This window comes from Parafrankia irregularis, assembly GCF_001536285.1.
In the GTDB taxonomy this organism is placed as follows: Bacteria; Actinomycetota; Actinomycetes; order Frankiales; family Frankiaceae; genus Parafrankia; species Parafrankia irregularis.
This window is the reverse complement of the sequence record NZ_FAOZ01000001.1, coordinates 291,628-311,806: the sequence shown is the minus strand read 5'-3', so window position 1 is coordinate 311,806 and position 20,179 is coordinate 291,628. Positions and strand designations below refer to the sequence as shown.

17 protein-coding genes and 1 pseudogene are annotated in these 20,179 nt (G+C 70.7%); 10 read left to right on the top strand and 8 right to left on the bottom strand.

Features of this window, described 5'->3' with window-relative positions:
* Positions 1–534 precede the first annotated feature (534 nt).
* Positions 535–1,542, top strand: a complete 1,008-nt coding sequence (locus AWX74_RS40595) for a hypothetical protein (RefSeq protein ID WP_207550231.1) — start codon at positions 535–537, stop codon at positions 1,540–1,542.
* A 107-nt stretch (positions 1,543–1,649) separates the two neighbouring features.
* Here the strand turns inward: AWX74_RS40595 and AWX74_RS01295 are convergent, their stop codons facing one another.
* The 4 genes from AWX74_RS01295 to AWX74_RS01280 all read right to left on the bottom strand — a co-directional run bounded on the left by AWX74_RS01295 (position 1,650) and on the right by AWX74_RS01280 (position 5,282).
* Positions 1,650–2,813 carry an acyl-CoA dehydrogenase family protein gene (locus AWX74_RS01295; RefSeq protein ID WP_091270659.1) on the bottom strand — a complete coding sequence of 388 codons (1,164 nt, stop codon included), beginning with the start codon at positions 2,811–2,813 and terminating at the stop codon, positions 1,650–1,652.
* A gap of 26 nt (positions 2,814–2,839) precedes the next feature.
* Positions 2,840–3,745, bottom strand: coding sequence for a 3-hydroxybutyryl-CoA dehydrogenase (locus tag AWX74_RS01290; protein WP_091270657.1), 906 nt, complete (start codon positions 3,743–3,745; stop codon positions 2,840–2,842).
* A gap of 232 nt (positions 3,746–3,977) precedes the next feature.
* On the bottom strand, positions 3,978–4,880 hold the full coding sequence (locus AWX74_RS01285) for an AEC family transporter (protein ID WP_091270655.1): 903 nt from the start codon (positions 4,878–4,880) through the stop codon (positions 3,978–3,980).
* A gap of 57 nt (positions 4,881–4,937) precedes the next feature.
* Positions 4,938–5,282, bottom strand: a complete 345-nt coding sequence (locus AWX74_RS01280; protein WP_091270654.1) for a hypothetical protein — start codon at positions 5,280–5,282, stop codon at positions 4,938–4,940.
* A 202-nt stretch (positions 5,283–5,484) separates the two neighbouring features.
* Here AWX74_RS01280 and AWX74_RS01275 point away from each other — a divergent pair, with 202 nt between their 5' ends.
* Entirely contained in the window at positions 5,485–6,798 is a 1,314-nt protein-coding gene (locus AWX74_RS01275) for an alkane 1-monooxygenase (RefSeq protein ID WP_091271103.1), read from the top strand.
* Positions 6,799–7,093: 295 nt separating this feature from the next.
* Entirely contained in the window at positions 7,094–8,611 is a 1,518-nt protein-coding gene (locus AWX74_RS01270; protein ID WP_091270652.1) for a cation:proton antiporter, read from the top strand.
* Between the two features lie 9 nt (positions 8,612–8,620).
* Here AWX74_RS01270 and add read toward each other — a convergent pair whose 3' ends face one another.
* Both add and AWX74_RS01260 read right to left on the bottom strand, forming a co-directional pair.
* Complete coding sequence (gene add, locus AWX74_RS01265) at positions 8,621–9,811, bottom strand: adenosine deaminase (protein WP_226931432.1); 1,191 nt, start codon at positions 9,809–9,811, stop codon at positions 8,621–8,623.
* A 103-nt stretch (positions 9,812–9,914) separates the two neighbouring features.
* Positions 9,915–10,637, bottom strand: coding sequence for a lysophospholipid acyltransferase family protein (locus AWX74_RS01260; RefSeq protein ID WP_091270650.1), 723 nt, complete (start codon positions 10,635–10,637; stop codon positions 9,915–9,917).
* A gap of 297 nt (positions 10,638–10,934) precedes the next feature.
* Here AWX74_RS01260 and AWX74_RS01255 point away from each other — a divergent pair, with 297 nt between their 5' ends.
* The 3 genes from AWX74_RS01255 (at position 10,935) to AWX74_RS01245 (ending at position 13,450) form a co-directional block, all read left to right on the top strand.
* Complete coding sequence (locus tag AWX74_RS01255) at positions 10,935–11,678, top strand: M50 family metallopeptidase (RefSeq protein ID WP_091270648.1); 744 nt, start codon at positions 10,935–10,937, stop codon at positions 11,676–11,678.
* A 29-nt stretch (positions 11,679–11,707) separates the two neighbouring features.
* Positions 11,708–12,634 (top strand): SOS response-associated peptidase, encoded by a 927-nt coding sequence (locus AWX74_RS01250; RefSeq protein WP_091270646.1) that lies wholly within the window; start codon positions 11,708–11,710, stop codon positions 12,632–12,634.
* A gap of 78 nt (positions 12,635–12,712) precedes the next feature.
* Complete coding sequence (locus AWX74_RS01245; RefSeq protein WP_091270644.1) at positions 12,713–13,450, top strand: tyrosine-protein phosphatase; 738 nt, start codon at positions 12,713–12,715, stop codon at positions 13,448–13,450.
* A gap of 31 nt (positions 13,451–13,481) precedes the next feature.
* Here AWX74_RS01245 and AWX74_RS01240 read toward each other — a convergent pair whose 3' ends face one another.
* Positions 13,482–14,036, bottom strand: coding sequence for an HdeD family acid-resistance protein (locus AWX74_RS01240; RefSeq protein WP_091270643.1), 555 nt, complete (start codon positions 14,034–14,036; stop codon positions 13,482–13,484).
* A 314-nt stretch (positions 14,037–14,350) separates the two neighbouring features.
* Here AWX74_RS01240 and AWX74_RS01235 point away from each other — a divergent pair, with 314 nt between their 5' ends.
* Together AWX74_RS01235 and AWX74_RS01230 are read left to right on the top strand one after the other, a co-directional pair.
* Positions 14,351–15,964 carry an ABC-F family ATP-binding cassette domain-containing protein gene (locus AWX74_RS01235; RefSeq protein ID WP_006544811.1) on the top strand — a complete coding sequence of 538 codons (1,614 nt, stop codon included), beginning with the start codon at positions 14,351–14,353 and terminating at the stop codon, positions 15,962–15,964.
* Positions 15,965–16,130: 166 nt separating this feature from the next.
* Positions 16,131–17,096 (top strand): cation diffusion facilitator family transporter, encoded by a 966-nt coding sequence (locus AWX74_RS01230; RefSeq protein WP_091270641.1) that lies wholly within the window; start codon positions 16,131–16,133, stop codon positions 17,094–17,096.
* Between the two features lie 116 nt (positions 17,097–17,212).
* On the opposite strand, the pseudogene AWX74_RS01225 reads toward AWX74_RS01230, so the two are convergent.
* Positions 17,213–18,801 (bottom strand): annotated as a pseudogene (locus tag AWX74_RS01225) (hypothetical protein).
* A gap of 365 nt (positions 18,802–19,166) precedes the next feature.
* Here AWX74_RS01225 and AWX74_RS01220 point away from each other — a divergent pair.
* Both AWX74_RS01220 and AWX74_RS01215 read left to right on the top strand, forming a co-directional pair.
* On the top strand, positions 19,167–19,385 hold the full coding sequence (locus AWX74_RS01220; protein ID WP_006545344.1) for a helix-turn-helix domain-containing protein: 219 nt from the start codon (positions 19,167–19,169) through the stop codon (positions 19,383–19,385).
* A gap of 116 nt (positions 19,386–19,501) precedes the next feature.
* Positions 19,502–20,152 carry an enoyl-CoA hydratase/isomerase family protein gene (locus AWX74_RS01215; protein WP_242666012.1) on the top strand — a complete coding sequence of 217 codons (651 nt, stop codon included), beginning with the start codon at positions 19,502–19,504 and terminating at the stop codon, positions 20,150–20,152.
* Positions 20,153–20,179 lie beyond the last annotated feature (27 nt).

Below are 20,179 nucleotides of genomic sequence, written 5' to 3'. Positions count from 1 at the left end.
CAGGCCCTGTGTCGGCGCCGGGTGCCGGTGTGGCTTCTCCGCCGCCGCCTGATTTCGCGGTCGACACAATTTCTGCCGGCTCCGGAAGGCGGCGCACCTTTCCTGCCGTGTTTCGGTCGCGCAACAGTGCAGGTAAACAGGTCGACGGCGACCCGTCACGGCCGGCTGGTTATTGTTCCGGGTGTCATGCCTGGTCGGGTGCCGCATATGCCTGTTTCCCTGTTCTGGCGTCCGGTGCCGGGTGGATTCGCCGTGATTTCTGCGCCCCTGTGGCCTGATCTCGGGGTGGGAATCGGGGGCCTTTTCCGTCTCGACTCGGACCCCTGGCATCCCTGACCGTACACCGTGAGATGGAAAAGGATCGCTGTTCCGGGTCAGCCTCCCGTCGCCTGCGCATTCGGTTAAATGGGTCGGAACCGAAGGTCCGAAGGTCCCGGCGACACGTCTGTTTTGAGCCTCCGTCCGCCCGCTGACCAGCGGCTATGTTGTCGCCCGACGAGCCGATGCAACAGATCCTTTTTTGAAAGGTTGGAAATGGCGAGCAGAATTGGGCGTCGTACCGCGATTCTCGCGACCTCCGGTTTGGTTTCCGTCGCGGTGACGCTCGGCGCGGGCGCCGGTGTCGCGCAGGCCGCTCCGTACGGCGGCGAGCACCACGGCAAGCAGCAGGTCAAGAAGGAGCGCGTCGCCGTCAGCTACGAGCGCGTTCTCTGGTTCGACCACAAGGACAAGAAGGAGCACAAGAAGAAGGACCACCACGGCAAGGACGAGAAGGACCACAAGAAGAAGTGGCCCGGCTACGACGACGAGGCCGTCGACCCGACGGGCGACGAGCCGGGCACCGGTTTCGAGGGCCCGGGCGGCGATGAGGGCTGGGGCGGCTTCGACGACTCGGCGCTTCTCCCGCCCCCCGGCGGCTTTGACGACCCGGCGGCTCCGGTCGTGGACCCGACGGCCGCCGTAGTGGACCCGGCGGCTCCGGTGGTGGACCCGACGGCCGTGGACGGGCCGGTTGCCGGTGAGGAGGCGCTGGCTGGTCCGTACGACAGGAAGCACCACAAGAAGAAGCACGACAACGTCTCGAAGCGCAAGGACGCCATCAGCTACGAGCGCGTTCTCTGGTTCGAGAACGAGAAGAAGAAGCACCACAAGAAGCACGACAAGAAGGAGTACGGCGAGGAGTCGTACGGCGATGACTCCTACGGTGACGACGACCCCTACCACGGCGGCGACTCGTACGGTGACGACTCCTACGGCGACCCCGGAGACTGGGGGACCCCGGGTGCTGTCGAGGAGCCGGTGGCCTACAGCCCGAGGCCGGGCGGGGACTACAAGCACCACGAGAAGAAGAACCTGGTGAAGAAGAAGATCCGGATCACCTTCGAGAAGGTTCTCTGGTTCGAGAAGAAGCACGACAAGAAGAAGCACCACGAGAAGTACGACAAGCCCGGCAAGGATGACTACCAGTGGGGCGACTACGGCGACTACGGCGACTCTGTCGACGGTCCGTCGGAGACGTCCGCACTTGTGGGCGGTCTGTAGTCAGCGGGTAATCCGGCGGGAGTCCGGCGCAGGTTTGGGCCGGGCCACGCTGGTGGTGAGGCGCCGCCGCCCGTATCGGCGGCGCCTCACCGTGGGACGGGACGGTCTCAGCCCCGGAGCAGGGCCCGGGACATGACCATCCGCTGGATCTGGTTGGTGCCCTCGTAGATCTGCGTGATCTTCGCGTCGCGCATCATCCGTTCGACCGGGAAGTCACGGGTGTAGCCGGCGCCGCCGAAGAGCTGGACGGCGTCGGTGGTGACCTCCATGGCGACGTCCGAGGCGAAGCACTTGGCGGCGGCGGTGATGAACCCGAGGTTCGGCTCGCCGCGCTCGGCGCGGGCCGCCGCGACGTACACCATGTGCCGGGCCGCCTCGATCTTCATCGCCATGTCCGCGAGCATGAACTGGACGCCCTGGTTGTCCGCGATCGGGCGGCCGAACTGGCGGCGTTCCTTCACGTAGCCGATCGCCGCGTCCAGCGCGCCCTGGGCGATGCCGACGGCCTGCGCGCCGATCGTCGGCCGGGTGTGGTCGAGGGTGCGCAGCGCGGTGCGCAGACCGGTGCCGGGCTCGCCGATGATCCGGTCGGCGGGGATCGTGCAGTTGACGAAGTGGATCTCGCGGGTCGGTGAGCCCTTGATGCCGAGTTTGCGTTCCTTGGAGCCCACCTCGAAGCCGGGGTCGTCGGCCCGGACGACGAACGCGGAGATGCCGTCGGCGGGCTTGGGTGCGTCCGGGTCGGTGACGGCCATGACCGTGTACCAGGTGGACTCGCCCGCGTTGGTGATCCAGGTCTTGGTGCCGTTGAGGACCCAGTGGTCGCCGTCGAGGCGGGCGCGGGTCCGCATCGAGGCGGTGTCCGATCCCGCCTCCCGTTCGGAGAGCGCGTAGGACGCGCTCGCCTCACCGCTGGCGATCGAGGGCAGGACCTGCTTCTTCAGCTCCTCCGATCCGGAGAGCAGGATCGGCATCGTGCCGAGTTTGTTGACGGCGGGGATGAGGGACGAGGAGGCGCAGGCTCGGGCGACCTCCTCGATGACGATGCAGGTCGCGACCGAGTCGGCGCCCTGGCCGTCGTAGCTCTCCGGGATGTGGACGGCACTGAACCCGGAACGGATCAGCGCGTCCCGGGCCTCGGTGGGGTAGCGCTCCTGTTCGTCGACGTCGGCCGCGAACGGCGCGATCTCCTTCTCCGCGAGATCGCGGACGGCCTCACGTACGGCGGTATGGGTGTCGCTGAGGCTGTAGGTGTCGAAGTTCGGATCCACGTCGGTGCCGTTCTCGTGTGGTGGGTTCAGGAGTACTGGTGGAAGCCGCGGCCGCTCTTCTTGCCGAGCAGACCGGCGTCCACCATGCGCAGCAGCAGCGGCGGCGGGGAGTAGAGCGGCTCCTTGAACTCGTCGTACAGCGACTCGGCCACCGCCTTGATGGTGTCGAGCCCGATGAGGTCGATCAGCCGCAGCGGGCCCATCGGGTGGGCGCAGCCGAGGACCATGCCGAGGTCGATGTCGTCGGCGGAGGCGAAACCCGACTCCTGCATCCGGATCGCGGAGAGCAGGTAGGGAACGAGCAGCGCGTTGACCACGAACCCGGCGCGGTCCTTGGAGCGGATCACCTCCTTGCGCAGCCCGGAGGTGACGAACTCCTGGGTGCGGGTGAGGGTCTCGTCCGAGGTCAGCAGCGACGGGACGAGCTCGACCAGCTTCATCACCGGTACCGGGTTGAAGAAGTGCACACCCAGGACCTGGTCCGGGCGGCCGGTGGCCATCCCGAGCTTCATGATCGGGATGGAGGAGGTGTTGGAGGCGAAGATCGCCGCAGGGTCGGCCACGACCTTGTCGAGCGCCGTGAAGATCTCGGTCTTGGCCTGTTCGTTCTCCGCGATGGCCTCGACGGTGAACTGGCGGTCGCCGAAGTCGCCGAGGTCGGTGGTGAAGGCGAGCCGGGCCAGGGCCGCGTCCCGGTCGGCCTCGCTGAGCTTGCCGCTGCGGGTTCCGCGGTCGAGCGAGGCGGTGATCCGTTTCCGGCCGGCCTCGACCGCCGCGACGTCCACCTCCCGGACCAGCACGTCAAGGCCTGCCCGCGCGCAGGTCTCGGCGATGCCGGAGCCCATCAGACCGCACCCGACCACACCGACCCGCTGGATCGGTGCGGTGGCCGCCGTGCCCGGGGTTGCCTGTACCTGCTCTGTCTCGGCCACCTGGCCGCCTCCGTTCGTATGCTGCTCGTGCCGGTCCTCCGCACGGCGCGGTGCTCGCGGCATGCCGCGACAGGCCACGCCGGTGGCACGCCATGCCGCCTCCGAGTCTCCCCGGTCGGGCTGGCGCTTGCGACCCAGCGATTGTCTCTCGCTCCAACTTTAGGACGCCCACATAGTTGCGTGCGTGGATCGTCCGGTGCCCGGTGCCCGGTGCCGCCGGATGTGGGGTGTCTCAGGGGCGCAGGGGAATCGACCAGATCGCGAGTGTGGCGACGGACAGCGGCACGCCGACACCGACCAGCAGGCTCGGCAGGGGGCGAGCCAGGCCGTGCCGGTCCGCGAGGATCGCGCCGGCCACCATCGGCGGCATCGCGATCTCGAACAGCGCCACCTTGACGTCCGGATCGGTGAACACACCCGTGGCGACATACAGCCCGAGAACCGCGGCGGGGGCCACCGCCAGCTTCACCGTCAGCCCCAGCACCAGTTCCCGCCACCAGCGGCGCACGGCGTTGACCCGCAGTTGCAGGCCCACCGAGAACAGCGCCAGCGGCGTCAGGGTGGCGCCGATCGAGGCGAGTGCCTCGTCCAGCCAGGCCGGGTACTCCACCGGGCGCAGCGCCAGCGCGAGCACGAGGGCCAGCATCGACGGCCGGGTCAGCGTCGCGCGGGCGACGGCCAGCGGCGCCGCGGTGGCTCCGGCGGCGGCGGTGACCACCGCCAGCACCACCGTGTTCAGCAGCAGGTACGAACCGAGCTGGTCGGTCAACAGCGCGACGGGCACCCAGGACTCGCCGAAGAAGGCGGTGACCATGGGGATGCCCACGAACGACGTGTTCGCCACCGCGGTGGCGGCGATCAGAGCGGCCACCACCTCCCGGCTCAGCCCCAGCACCCGGGCGGCCACCAGGTAGATCACCATGGTTGTCGCACACAGGGCGTACGGAGCAGCCACGACCAGCACGATGTTCGACGGGATCTGGACGTCGTGCAGAACGTGCAGGGTGAGCGCGGGCAGCGCGATGTCGAGCAGCCAGATGTTGAGGGTGCGTGCCGCGTCACCGCCGAGATGGCCGGTGTGCGCGACCGCGGCGCCTGCGACAAGGCCGACAAACACTACGACCAGGGCGGACACCGGGGCATCGTTTCAGCCCGGAGCGGCTGTGGAGTGTGCCGTGTGGCGTCGGCTATGTCACTTGCGCCGGGGATCCGGGCGCGCCGGTCCGCCTGGTTGGACGATGTCCGCCGGAGCGTGGTCAACCGGCCCGTCCAGGTGAGGCCCTGCCGCGGCCGTACCCCCGGACGGGGCCCGTCGTGCCAGGCCGCTCCGGTAGAGACGGCTGAAGGTGATGTGGCCGCCGAAGAGCAGCGCGGCGACGAGGTAGTTCACGCCGCCGAGCGAACGCTGGCCGGGAAGCGGGAGGAGCGTGTAGGTGATCAGGACGGCGGCGGAGAGAAAGAAGGCGCCGATCGTGGCGCCGCCGATCCACGGGGGCGCGTTCGTCATCGAGCCGTGCGGTCTGGTCTGCGCGGTCATGGGCTGAGTGTGCACCGCCGCGGCGCCTGGCCGGACGGAAAGGACGGAACGGGGCGCCGGCGTCCAGGCGGGCGGTTGTTCCTGTACGCGGCGGATGTGAGACTTCGAGATGTAACGGTGTGGTGACGAGTGGCGGCGGCCTGTGGTGTTCGGTTCTCGGGACCCGTTCCCGCGCGCGCCCGGCGGGTGGAAGGTGACACGCATGGCGGCACCAGTGCTGGTCGGCCGGGACGGAACGCGGTGGCGCGACGGCAAGCGGTACATGTGGCTGACCGCGCTGGTCCCCCCGGTCCTCCCGATCGTGTCCTTCGGGCTGTGGCATCGGACGGGCTCGGGTATTCCGTGGTGGCTTGCCGTCGTGTTCGTCTTCGGTCTGTTGCCGCTGCTCGACGCGACCACGCCGAAGGATCCCGTGGCCGCGCCGGAATGGGCCCGTCCCGCCCTGGACGCCGACCGCTACTACCGGTGGTGCACCTTCCTGTACCTGCCGCTCACCGGCATCTGCCTGGTGCTCGGGTGCTGGGCGTGGGCGCACGGCGATCTGTCGGCCGTCGAGCGGGTGGCGGTGGTCGGCGCGATCGGCACCGTCACCGGGATCGGCATCAACACCGCCCATGAACTGGGCCACAAGCGCGACCGGCTGGAGCGGATCCTGTCGAAGGCCATGCTCGCCACCACCGCCTACGGCCACTTCTACGTCGAGCACAACCGCGGTCACCACGTGCGGGTCGCGACCCCCGCGGACCCGGCCAGCGCCCGGCTCGGCGAGAGCTTCTGGCGGTTCTGGCCGCGCACCGTCAGCGGCAGCCTGCGCTCGGCGTGGGACCTGGAAGCACGCCGACTGCGCCTACGCGGGCGTTCGCCGTGGTCGGTGCGCAACGAGGTGCTGACCTCGTGGGCGTACACGGTGGTTCTCTTCGGAGCCCTCGCCGGTGTCTTCGGACCGTCCGTTCTCGCCTTCCTCGTACTGCAGGCCGTGGTGGGATTCTCCCTGCTGGAGGCGGTGAACTACGTCGAGCACTACGGGCTGGCCCGGCAACGGACCGCGACCGGCAGATACGAGAAGGTCGATCCGCGGCACAGCTGGAACAGTGACGACGTCATCAGCAATCTCGCGCTCTATCATCTGCCTCGGCACAGCGACCATCACGCCAACCCGACCGTGCGCTACCAGTCGCTCCGATCGTTTTCCTTTGCTCCGCAGCTGCCAACCGGTTACGGAACAATGATCCTGGCCTCGCTGGTCCCGCGTCTCTGGTTCCAGGTGATGGATCCCCGGGTGGTCGCCCACTACGACGGGGACGTAACCCGGGCGAATCTCGACCCGCGCCGGCGGGCCGAGCTCGTCGCGCGATTCCGCGATACGGACGCCGGTCGCGCGACGGATGTCGGCCATATGACGGATGTCGGTGGCAGGGCGGGTGCCGGTGGTACGGCGGGTGCCGGTAGCGCCGTGCCGAGCGTGGGAGTGCCGGCCGACCGTTCCCGGTCCGGCACTGGTCCCGGTATCGGCTGAAGCCCAGGCGTGGCCGGTGATTCTCCGCGGCCGGGCCCCGATGGCCTGCGAGCTGGCTATTGTTGTCGCGGTGGCCCTTCACACGCCGCGGGCGAGATGCGGCGAGGCGTGCCCACAAACACCGCTCGAAGGCCGGTCGGTGTTTCGGGGGCCTGGCGGTCGTCAGAAGAACCGCCGGGCCGGGTCCGCGTACACCGCGCTCGCACGCGCCGTGCCCGGATGGTACTGGTGCGTGCAGCAAACAACGGTCCGGTCGGCGGGCTGAACGCAGGCACGGTGGTGGGAGCGGACGAACGTGAACGTGGCGGAAGCATTTGTGGCGACGGCCCCGCTGTCGCACCATTCTTTGTTGATCTTTCTACTTCAGCTGACGGTACTCCTGGCGCTGGCGCTGGCGCTCGGAAAACTGGCGGTGAGAATCGGCCTGCCCTCGGTGGTCGGCGAGCTTCTCGCCGGTGTTCTCCTGGGCCCGTCATTGTTGGGCGACATCGCCCCTGATTTCTCCGGCTGGCTCCTGCCCACCGCGCCGGACCAGATGCATCTGCTGGATGCCGTGGGCCAGATGGGTGTGATTCTTCTGGTCGGCCTGACCGGCCTGGAGATGGACATGCGGATGGTGCGGCGCCGCGGGGCGACCGCTGCCCGGATCAGCGCCGCGGGTCTGCTGCTGCCGGTCGGCCTCGGCATCGGCGCGGGCCTGCTCCTGCCTGGTTCGCTGCTTGGCGAGGATGCCGATCGCCATGTCTTCGCCCTGTTCCTCGGGGTGGCCATGGGCGTGAGTGCCATCCCGGTCGCGGCGAAGATTCTCCTGGACATGCGCTTGCTGCACCGCAACGTCGGCCAGCTCATCCTCGCTTCCGCGACGGTTGACGACGCGGTCGGCTGGTCGTTGCTTTCGGTGGTCTCCGCGATGGCCACGACCGGCGTGCGCGGGGGTGATATCGCCTGGCCGGTGATAAGCCTGCTCAGCGTCGTGCTGGTTGCCGTCCTCCTGGGGCGCCCACTGGCCCGGATCGCCATCGCTGCGGGTGGCCTGGCCCGAGAGGAGACCGGCAGCGGGGCCGGGCCAGGTCCGGCGGCCGCCGATGTCCCGGACCGGGTGGATCCCGCGGCGGGACCGTCCGCCGCTGCCCCGCCGGCCGCATCGACATCAGCGGAGCATGGCACCGCATCGGCGTCCGCCGCCGGGCCCCCGGCGGTGCCGCGGATCCCGATCCCGGCCGGGTCCGGTGGTACCGCGTCCGGGATCGCCGTCGTCGTCCTGTTCATCTTCGCCGCGGCGGCGGGAACCCACGCCCTCAAGCTGGAAGCCATTCTCGGCGCCTTCGTCGCCGGCATCCTGCTCGGCTCGGCACCGAATCTGGACTCGCGTCGGCTCGAACCGCTCCGGCTGGTGGTCATGGGCGTGCTCGCGCCCATCTTCTTCGCGTCGGCCGGGCTGCGGATCGACCTCACCGCGCTGGCCGAGGCCAAGGTCGCACTCGCTGCCGTCGTCATCCTCAGCCTTGCCGTCATCGGCAAGTTCGCCGGTGCCTACCTCGGCGCGCGTATCAGCAGGCTCGGGCACTGGGAGGCGCTGTCGCTCGGGGCCGGCCTCAATGCCCGTGGCGTCATCGAGATCGTCGTGGCCGGCACCGGCCTGCGCCTCGGTGTGCTCTCCACGGCCATGTACACGGTCATCGTGCTGGTCGCGATCGTCACGTCGATCATGACGCCGCCCATTCTGCGGGCGACGATGCGCCGGGTCGAGCAGACCGCGCAGGAGCGCCTGCGCGAGCTCGACCTCGTCGGCCAGCCGGCCGGGCTGAGGTGACGGGCCGGCTCAGCGCTCCGTCGGTGCCAGCGTTGTTGGCGCCTCCGCCGCCGGCTGAGCCGACGCCGACGCCGACGCTGACCGAGCTGGTGTGGTCACGGCTGGTGTGGTCACGCCGAGCTCGACGGCGGCGACCGCGAACTCCGCCCGCAGCCGCGCCTTTCCGGGCTCGGGCAGGAACGAGTGCTCGACGGCCGCCGCCGCCAGGTCGAAGACCTGCTGCCGGGTGAGCGAAAGCGAACGCAGGGCGTGCAGGTACTCCTGGCGAAGCGTGGTGTTGAACATGGGCGGGTCGTCGCTGTTCAGGTTGACGTCGAGGCCCTCGGCGATCATCCGCGGCAGCGGATGGGCCGCGTAGCTCGCGACGGCACCGGTGCACAGGTTGGAGGTGGGGGAGACCTCCAGCGGGATGTGGTGTCGGCGCAGGTGCTCCACGAGCGCGGGGTCATCGAGGGCACTGGTGCCGTGCCCGATCCGCTCCGCGTGCAGGAACTCCAGGGCGTCCCAGATCGTGCGCGCACCGGTCGTCTCGCCCGCGTGCGGGATGCAGTGCAGGCCCGCGTCCCGGGCCGCGGTGAACACCGGGCCGAACTGGGGGCGCCCGACGCCGACCTCGGGCCCGCCCAGGCCGAGCGCGATCACACCTTCCCCGCCGTGCTCGAGGGCGAGCTCCAGCGTGCGTTCGCCGGAGTGCACGTTGTCGGTTCCCGGCAGACCGGGAATATCGGTGATCCAGCGGACCTGGATGCCGGTCTCCCGCTCGGCGTCGAGGCGCCCCGCCTCCACCCCGGCGAACACCGCCGCCGGATCGACACCACGCTGGACGTGCAGCCAGGGGGTGAAGGTGATCTCCGCATAGCGGACCCGCTGCTCGGCCAGGCCGAGCGCGGTCTCGCGCGCGAGCAGGCGGAAGTCCTCCTCGTCCCGCAGCACCTGGACGGCGGCCAGGTAGACCTCGATGAAATGGTCGAAGTCGCGGAACCGGTAGAAGGCCCGCAGGGCGTCCAGATCGGTCGGCAGATGGTCGACGTCGTGCCTGCGGGCAAGCCGGAGCAGCGTGCCGGGCCGCATCGACCCCTCGAGGTGGACGTGCAGCTCGACCTTGGGCAGCGTGTCGACGAACTGCTCGTCCGTGATCTGCCCGATGGCTCCTTGACCTCGCACCTCGCGGTCCTGTTCCGCTGGGCCAGGCCGGTCCATCACGTGGTCCGCCACGGTGTTCTCCGCTCCGTCGATAGCCGTTCCGAGGCTTCAGTCAACCTGCCGCCGGCCGGTGGTGAGGCAACCGGTCCGGACGACGGCGCTATGGCGTCGGCGGCGTCGGCGGCTCCGGCGCGGATCCGCCGAGATGAGCGGGAAGCCACCAGGGTGATTCGCCGGGGGGCGGCGCGGGATAGCGGCGTTGCGCGTCGTCGAGGATCTCCGCCATCGTCAGCTGCAACAGCTCGGTTCCCGCCCGGGAGTCCCGCAGCTCCGAGGCCGGAACGGGCTTGCCCACGGTGATGGAGACGGGTGTCCCGACCGCGGCGCGCAGGTTGCGGGGCCGCCCCTTGGTCAGGATCCGCTGGCTGCCCCACAGCACCAGCGGGATGACGGGTACGTCGGCCTCGGCGGCCATCCGGGCCGCGCCGGACTTGAACGGCGCCAGGCAGTAGCTCGGACTGATCGTGGCCTCCGGGAACACGCCGACCAACTCGCCGGCGCCAAGGGCACGCACCGCCTCCCGCAGCGACCCCGCACCGGCCGACCGGTCGACCGGAATGTGATGCATGCCTCGCATCAGTGGCCCGCTCACCCGGTGATCGAAGACCTGCTTCTTCGCCATGAACCGGACCAGCCGCCGCTGCGACCGCCAGAAGGGCACGCCGGCAAGGGCGAAGTCCAGGTACGACACATGGTTGATCAGTACGACCGCTCCGCCGTCCGCCGGCACGTGCTCCTCACCACGGACGTCCAGCCGCAGCCGCAACGCGCGGAAGAGCCCGAGCGCCGTGTGGATGACCGGTCGATACACGTATTCAGCCATTGCCCGGGTTCCTCCCCATTTGGCCCATCTGGGTGCCTCGCCGGCCCGCCCCGTGCCGTCGCCCCAGCGCGGGAAGCGCTGGCCTGATGCGTGCTCTGACAGTCCCCCTCGCGCGCCGAAGGGTACCTGCTGTCGGGAACACGACGCCCCGTCGCGGATGCGGGGAGCACCGCACTCTGGGGGCGGAACCCGCCATGCGCGATTATCGGGAGGACGTACGCCGAACCGCCGCCGGTCCGACCGGGTGTGTTCCCGGCCGCGGCGTGATGGCGTGGTCGCGGCAGTGCGGTCGCGCCGGTGCGGCGACGAGGTCGCGCCGGTGCGGCAACGAGGAGAGGAGCAGCCACGTCCGACCTGCTCAGCCGGAGTTTCGGGGCACAGCCGGCACCCGCGCACTGGATCCTCGTCGTCACCGGCATCGCCGCGCTGCTGACGGTGGCGAGTGACCGCCTCTGGCCGAGGGCCCGACACGTGGTCACGATCGCGCACGAGGGCGGTCACGCACTCGTCGCGGTGGCCACCGGTCGCCGCCTCGCCGGAGTGCGCCTGCATTCCGACACCTCGGGAGTCACGGTCTCCTCCGGCCGGCCGACCGGTCCGGGTGTGGTCCTCACCGTGGCCGCCGGGTACACGGCCCCGTCCTTGCTCGGGCTGGGCGCGGCGGGCCTGCTCGCCACCGGTCGGGTCAGCCTGCTGCTCCAGGTCATCGTCGCCCTGCTGCTGGTGCTGCTGGTGGTCGTCCGCAACGGGTTCGGAGTCGCGACCGTGCTTGTCAGCACCGGCGTCGTGCTCGGGGTCTCCTGGTTCGCCACGGACGACGTCCAGGCGGGCTTCGCCGCGTACGCCACCTGGTTCCTGCTGCTGGGGGCGCTGCGGCCGATCGTCGAGGTGCAGCGCCAGCGGCGGCGCCGTCGGGCGCGGGACTCCGATCCCGATCAGCTGGCCCGCCTGACCGGCCTGCCGGGGACCTTCTGGGTCGGTGTCTTCGGTGTGCTGTCGCTGGGTTGCCTGGCGGGTGCCGCGGCGGCGCTCGTCGTCTGAACGTCGTAGGTGGCTGCGAGACTGGGCCCATGTGCGGGAGGTACACCCAGACGCTCAGCGCGGACGATCTCGCGGCGGCCATGTCGGCGGTGGACGAGACGCACGGCGCGCTCCGCGAGAGCTACAACGTCGCACCGACGACAGCGATGCCGATCGTGATGGCATCCGCGCGGCCCGCCGGAGCCGACAGATCCGCTGCCGGAGCCGACAGTGCGCAGGTCCAGGCCGCCGCCGACCCGGGTCGGGTGCTTCGCCTGGCCACCTGGGGGCTGGAGCCGCGGTGGGGGAACACCCGGCAGTCCGGCAACCGCATGATCAATGCTCGGGCCGAGACCGTGGCGTCCAGGCCCGCGTTCCGTTCGGCGTTCGCCGCCAGGCGGTGTCTCGTCCCCGCCACCGGTTTCTACGAGTGGCAGCGGGTCGCCGGGAAGCGCCGCGGTCAGCCCTACTACGTCCATCCCGCCGGGCATCCGGGTGCGGATGGCCTGTTCGCCTTCGCTGGTATCTACGAGAGCGGATGGCATCACGGCAAACCGCTGGCGACGTTCGCGATCATCACGACAGAGGCGGCCACGGGCCTGGAGTTCCTCCATGACCGGTCTCCGGTCGTCGTGCCACGCTCCGCCTGGTCGCGGTGGATCGATCCGGAGGTGCGAGACCGCGCCGACCTCGCCGGTGTCCTGCGCCCCGTACCGGCCGGGGTCTTCGCCGCCCACCCTGTCTCGTCCGCGGTCGGCAGCGTCCGCAACGACTCGCCTCACCTGATCGACCCGGTCGTGCTGGCGGAGGAGGGCGAGTCCACCGGCATCGCGGCGACTGCCCTTGACGGCATCGGCGACACCGGGGGCATCAACGACATCGACGGCCGGGCCACCATGAGCCGCATCGACGGCATGCCCGCGCATGAGGGCACCCTTTTCGACGAGGATGGTGCGAGGCCGCACGTGCCGCGCTGACGGATGACGGGTTCGTCAGATCGATGCTCGTTCGAGGTGTTCTGACCGTGCGACGCCGGGTTTTCGGGAGGACTGTGCATGGGAACGGAAGAGGCGCCCAGGGAAGCGCTGGCCAACCTGCGCGATGTCGGCGGCATGACGACCGCGGCCGGGCAGGTCCTTCGGGCCGGGGTGCTCTACCGCAGCGACATGCCGCGGGTGGGCGATGAGCGGCCCGCGGTCACCTTCACCTGGCCGCCGCCGACCGTCGTCGACCTGCGGTCCGCGGTCGAGCGGGGGAGCTCCCCGCACCCGTTGTCCCTGCTCGGTTCCGAGGTGCACATCAAGCCGCTGCTGGGCGAGGAGACCGGCCGGGCCAGCAGCTCGCTCGGCCCGGACGTGCTCGCGGGCGGCCTGCGCGCGCTCTACAACACGATCCTCGACATCGCGGCGCCCCGGCTGGTGGAGATCGTGGACCTGGCGGCCGAGGCACCCGGCCCGCTGCTGGTGCACTGCGCGGCCGGCAAGGACCGCACCGGGATCGTGACCGCGCTGCTGCTGCGCCTTGCCGGAGTCGGCCACGAGCAGGTGATCGCCGACTACCTGGCGACCGGCGCCAACATGCCGGGGGTGCTGCGGCGGCTCAAGGGCCATTCGCTCCTGCCCGGGGCACGGTCGGGGCCGACGGCCCGCGCGGTGACCGAGGTCTCCCAGGAGGCCGTCGAGCACGTGCTCGGGGTCATCGACGGGGTGCCTGGCGGGCCCGAGGCGTGGCTGCTCGAGCGGGGCGGCAGCCAGGACTCCATCGCCCTGTGGCGCAAGCGCATCCTGGACTGAGCCCAGACCCCGCCGGTCAGGTCGCAGCTGATCAGGGCCGTAGCGCGAGCCCGACCAGCACCTCGGTCACCCCGGTGACGACGAGCTGGATCCCGAACAGGACAGCCAGCACCGAGACCGTCGCAGCCGGCCAGGCGACCGCCAGGATCCCGAGGACCACGGCGAGGCAGGCGACCAGCAGGCTCCGGCGGCGCCCGGCGCCGCGGCCGGCATCCGAGTGCCTGCTCGCCAGGATCAGCAGCGCTCGGATCACTCCCGCGACGATCAGCACGGCTCCGACGACGATCGCGATGACATGCAGGGTCACATGCGGCCAGAGCAGGAGCACCACACCGGCGGCGGCGGTGAGCACCCCGTAGAGGATGGCTGTTCCGCCGTGCTCGGCGCGCACGGCCGACACGATCTCGGCGATGCCGGACACGAGCAGGGCCACCCCGGCGAGCACCGCCAGCCCCCCGGCGGTGCTGAAGGGGTTGGCGATCAGCAGCACCCCCAGGACGGTGACGGCGACTCCTAGAACCACCAGGCTCGACCACAGCGAGCTCGGTCGCTGGGTCTGCCGCTGCTGCCGGTACGTCGTCGTCATTGTGTCCTCCTGTATCCACCGGCATCGGCTGTCACGGGTGACGGCCGGGCCCACGACCTGGGAAGGGCGTACCCGGGACGGATCGGCGCTGCACGTTTTTGGCCGCGCTCACAGGTTGGCCGTTCCGGACGCCCGCGGTACCCGCGCCCGCGGCCCGTACCCTGGAGGACATGACCTCTGCCGCGTCGTGACGCGGGCGTCCCCGATACGGCGTCCCTAGATACCCGGTGCCGCGGTGGCTATCCCGCTGACACCTGCCTGCACGTGACATCTGCTGCACGCACGAATCCGATGTACGAAAGAGGCCGACTCGCATGATCATCGTGTCCGAGCTCGAGCTCCGCGCCGGAGCCCGAACACTGATCGAGCCGGTTTCCTTCCGGGTACAGGCCGGTGATCGCATCGGGCTCGTGGGTCGCAACGGAGCCGGTAAGACGACGCTGCTGAAGACGCTGGCGGGAGAGAACCTCCCGTTCGCCGGCAAGGTCGACATCCGCGGCGAGCTCGGCTATCTGCCGCAGGACCCGCGCACCGGCGACCTCGCCGACACCGCGAGGGACAGGGTGCTCGCCGCCCGCGGGCTGGACGTGATCCTGCGCGAGATGGAGAAGCTCCACGTCGAGATGGCGGAGCTGGTCGACGAGTCCGCCCGTGACGCCGCGGTCCGCCGCTACGGCCGGCTGGAGGAGCGCTTCGGCACCCTCGGTGGCTATGCGGCCGAGGCGGAGGCGGCCCGGATCTGTTCGTCGCTCGGCCTGCCGGACCGTGTGCTCGGCCAGCAGATCGGGACGCTCTCCGGTGGGCAGCGGCGCCGGGTCGAACTGGCCCGCATCCTCTTCGCCGGGTCGGGCAACTCCGACGCGACACTGCTGCTGGACGAGCCCACCAACCACCTCGACGCGGACTCGATCACCTGGCTGCGGGACTTCCTGCGCGCCCACAGCGGCGGGCTCATCGTGATCAGCCACGATGTGGACCTGCTCGACAAGAGCGTGAACAAGGTCTTCCACCTCGACGCGAACCGTGCGGCCCTCGACGTCTACAACGTCGCCTGGAAGACCTACCTCACCCAGCGTGAGCAGGACGAGCGCCGGCGCCGGCGGGAGCGGGCCAACGCCGAGAAGAAGATCGACTCGCTGCGGGCGCAGGCGGACAAGATGCGGGCGAAGGCGACCAAGGCGCGCGCCGCACACCAGATGGACCGCCGCGCCGAGCGGCTGGCCGCCGGACTGGCGGAGGTCCGGGTGTCCGACCGGGTCGCCAAGCTCCGCTTCCCCGACCCGGCTGCCTGCGGGCGCACGCCGCTCACGGCGACCGGCCTGTCGAAGTCGTACGGCTCGCTGGAGGTCTTCACCGGCGTCGACCTGGCGATCGACCGCGGGACGAGGGTCGTGGTTCTCGGCCTGAACGGCGCGGGCAAGACCACGCTGCTGCGGATGCTCGCCGGCCAGGAGCCGCCCGACGCCGGTGAGGTGCACCCGGGGCACGGCCTGCGGCTGGGCTACTACGCCCAGGAGCACGAGACGCTGGACACCTCCCGTTCCGTGCTCGACAACATGCGGGCGGCCGCACCCACATCCTCCGATGTCGAGCTGCGCCGAATCCTGGGCGCGTTCCTGTTCAGCGGCGACACGGTCGAGCAACTCGCCGAGACGCTCTCCGGAGGGGAGAAGACGCGGCTGGCGCTCGCCGGCCTGGTGTGCAGCTCGGCGAACGTGCTGCTGCTGGACGAGCCGACCAACAACCTCGACCCGGCCTCGCGGGACGAGGTCCTCAGCGCGCTGCGCACCTACCGCGGCGCGGTCGTCCTGGTCACCCACGACCCGGGAGCGGTCGAGGCGCTGAGCCCCGACAAGGTCCTCATGCTGCCGGACGGTGTCGAGGACACCTGGTCGCCCGACCTGGCCGACCTCGTCACCCTGGCCTGATCGCGGCGCATCCGCATCCGACGAGACCCGGCGGTCACCGAACCATCGGTGCCCCCGGGTACCCGGCGGCGCGTTCGTGGGGGCGTCTTGACAGACTGGGCGATCAGTCCGGTGTCTGCGGAGCGCACGGACGAACCAGGCAACGTGACTATGAAAGCGGGGGCGTGTGAGCGCGGAAGGTGGCACCAGGGCCGTCGTGGCGGCGCTGCTCGCGAATCTGGGCATCGCGGTGGCGAAGTTCGTGGCGTTTCTCTTCACCAGGTCGTCCTCGATGCTCGCCGAGTCGATTCACTCCGTCGCGGACTCCAGTAACCAGGCACTGTTGCTGATCGGGCAGCGGCGGGCAGCTCAGCCGGCCGACGAGGAGCACCCCTTCGGCTACGGGCGGTCCCGCTACATCGCCGGGTTCCTGGTCGGCATCGTGCTTTTCAGCGTCGGTGGCCTGTTCTCCGTCTACGAGGGCATCGAGAAGCTGCGCCACCCCCATGAGCTGGAAAGCGGGCTCGTCGCCGTTGTCGTCCTCGGGATCGCGATCGTGCTGGAGAGCTTCTCCTTCCGGACCGCGATCAAGGAGTCGCGCCACGTCAAGGGCGACATGTCCTGGTGGGGCTTCGTTCGGGAGGCGCGCTCACCCGAGCTGCCCGTCGTGCTGCTCGAGGATCTCGCCGCGTTGTGCGGCCTGGTGTTCGCGCTCGCCGGGGTCGGCCTGACGCTCCTGCTCGACGAGCCGATCTGGGATGCCGTGGGCACGGTCGCCATCGGCGTGCTGCTGCTGGTCGTCGCGGTGATCGTCGCGATGGAGACCTACGGCATGCTCGTCGGTGAGGCCGCCACACCGCAGACGGTGGAGGCGATCCGGCACGCGCTCGCCGCCACGCCCGCGGTCACCACCGTGATCCACATGAGGACGCTGCACCTCGGCCCCGACGAGCTGCTGGTCGCGGCCAAGATCGGGCTTGACCCCGACCTGACGACGGCCCAGGTCGCCGCGACGATCGACGATGCCGAAGCCCGTCTGCGGGCGGTGGTGCCCATCGCCCGTCGGGTCTACCTCGAGCCCGACATCCCCCGCGAGCCGGCGGTCGAGCCCCCCGCTTCCGAGGTGGTCGCGTCGCCGGAGCCCAGCGCCTGACGCCTGGCACCCGACCCGGACACCCGACCCAGACACCCGGTGCCCGGGTCTTCAGCTGTCCCGGCGTTCAGGTGGCCCGCGGTGCCTGGCACTCGGGTGCTCTGACCTCCGCAGCCTCAGCCGCTGCTGAGCAGCACCCGCAGAGCCACGGCACCGAGGGCGCCGGCGCCGATCAGCAGCAGTGGGAGATCACCGGCACGCACGGTGTCACCGGGTCCGTCCGGGCGTGGCCGGGGTGCCAGCGCGGCGACCGCAAGCCAGGGCGCCAGCGGCAGCCAGGTGTGCTCCACCCCGCCCCAGGCGAGTCCCGCGCAGAGACCGAACAACGCGGCCGCGCCGGCCCCGACCAGAAAAGGCCAGCCCGGGGTGAGCCGGATGCGGCGCAGGGCGCGGATCACCACCGGCCCGCCGGCGAGCAGCACCACGACGACGTCCAGGGCCAGCCAGGCCAGTGCGGTGCCGAGGCCGACGTCCGCCCGGGCCTGGGCCAGGCCGTCCGGCCAGGAGAAGCCCCACGCGAAGTACAGCCAGAAGGGCAGCAGTGCACCAAGCCCCGTGAAGACGTTCATGAGCGGCCGGCGCCGGACGAAGTACGCCGCCGCGACGCCCACGCCGAGCCAGACGGCCCCGTAGTCGAACAGGCTGGTGACGCCCAGTAGCAGGCCGGACAGCAGGGCCCACAGCAGCCTCCAGCGCCGGCCCTGCTCGCATCCCACCACGCCGACGGCCAGGGCCGCCGCGGCGGGCAGGACGGTGACCGCGCGCGGTGAGGCCGCCGCCCACAATGCCCACGGTGTCAGAACCAGCACGGGTACCGCCCGGCGGGCCGCCGTCTCGTGGCACAGCGACCGCACCGCGACCGCGATCAGTGGCACGCTCGCCGCGGCCAGCGCCGTGAGGACCAGCCCGAGTGCTACGCCGCCGCCGCCCGGTGCGGCGCCGAGTCCGAGCCGGCCAAGCGCCCAGACCAGCAGCACCGGCCCAGGCGGCTGCCTGGCCACCTGCTCCGCCGAGGGCATGCCGGCCGCCGGCGCCGCGGGCCTGGCGGAGCCGTCCGCGGCCGTGGACGGCGACCCGTCGAGGAGCGGGGTCGTCCAGTGCGCGAGATAGGCGAGTGGATCGTCGTCGACGGCGTCCGCGACAGCAAGGTAGGCCGTCGGCGGGCGAAGGCCGCTGGACAGGTCGGGGCCGGCCGCGGTGGCGAGCGCGGCGCTCCAGAGCAGGGAGCCGACGAAGCCGAGGAGGAGCAGGACAGGCCAGCGAACGCGGGTGCTCCGACGGGCGAGGGCCAGGGTGATGCTGGCCACCAGCACCGGCAGGAGCACGGACGGCCCCAGCCGGGGGGTTCGCCAGACCAGCGGGAACGACGTCGCCTCGAGCAGGTCGGCCCGGCGCAGGAGGGCGGCCAGCAGCAGGCCGGCGGCCGCGGTGGCGCACCAGAACCCGAGGTCGACGGCCTGGGCCCGGATCACCGGTCGAGCCAGGGAGCTGCGCCGCCCGAGGTGACCGCCACCGGATCGTTGCGGCACGTCGAGGTCGGTCATGCTCATGAGGTCCCACTTCTCGGGCTCGGGCTCGGGCTTGGGGCTGCACCCCGGTCACCCTTCGCGCCTGCGCCTGGGTGCTGCGCGCGATCTTCGGCGGGTGAGCCGGAGATCGGGGGCTCCGGTGGGGATGCCGTCCGCGCCGGCCGGCCGTTGACCATGCATGCACGGTAACCAGTCTTTGCGGGCCGTGGATCCGCGCGGGCGAGCCAATGCGGATGTACTGTCGGTAACGATGTTGGGCGCGTCGCTCGGCAGCCTGTGTCGGGTACGGCTCCGGGATCCCGGGCCTGGTCCGGTCCAGGCAACGGATTAGGTAACGGATCCGGTTGTCGAGCGTCGGTTTGCAGGTCAGGGGGCCTCGCTGTCGGGTGAGGGCATGGTCCGCGTCCTGGCACGGACTGGTGCGAGCCTGACCTGGCGACTGCCCAACCGCGTGTGATGGATCACACGGGCTTCGAGTGGCGCGGACACCGAAGCTGGGTGAAGATCGGTTCGCAGATCATCGAACACGGAGGGGGCCACATTGGCCGAGCTTAGGAAAGGAACCCGGATCACCGGGGCGGAGCGAGACAAGCTCGCTGCCGAACTTCGGAAGAAGTACGAGTCCGGACAGAGCATTCGTCTGCTCGCGGAGTCGTCGGGTCGTTCGTACGGGTTTGTCCACCGCATCCTGTCTGAATCCGGCACGACGCTGCGCGGACGTGGTGGCGCGACTCGGGGTACCAAGAAGAAAAGCTCCTGACCATGAGCGTGCCTGTCGCCGCCGTGTCTGCTGCGGCGGCGACCAGGCTGGTCACGGTCACGTCCGGTCCCTGCGCCTCGCTTACGGTCAGTAGCGGGACGCCGGGTGGAGCGGGTGTGAACGCCTCCGTTCCGGGCGTGGCCGCGGCAATGGACGACGCGCTGCGCGATCTGCGGGGCGACATCCGTGTCGTGGTCGTTCGCGGGCTTGCGCGACTCCCACAGCTGCCCGCACCGCAGACCGGTTCCGGTACCGCCGCCGGCTCCAGCTTCGACCGTTCGTTCGACCGGTGGTCGCGGGTGGTACGCCGGCTTTCGGAGCGCCCGGACCGGGTCAGCGTGGCCGTCCTCGCAGGCCAGGTCTCAGGCGTGGGCCTCGCCCTCGCGCTGGCCTGCGACCTGCGGGTGATGGCGCAGGACTCGGCACTGCGGTTCACGGATTCCGGTCACGGCCGCGTCCCCGCCCTGGGCGTGGCCCGGGCCCTGCTGGGCTCGATCGGCTACTCCCGCGCCCTGCACCTCTGCCTGACCGGGCAGCCTGTGTCAGCGCACGAGGCCGCGGGTCTCGGTCTCGCGGCCGTCGTCGTGCCCGGCGATCGGCTCGATGCCGAGGTCGGCCGGCTGGTCGACCGCGTACTCGCGGTGCCGCGCGACGCCGCGACGGAACTGAAGGCGCTGCTGGCCGGCGCCCGCCACGACGCCGATGCCGACGCCGACACGGCGGCCCTTGCACGCCTGCTCGCCGCGGAAGCGGGGAATGTCGGCTAGCCGGTTGCGCGTTCGGGTCTCGTCGGA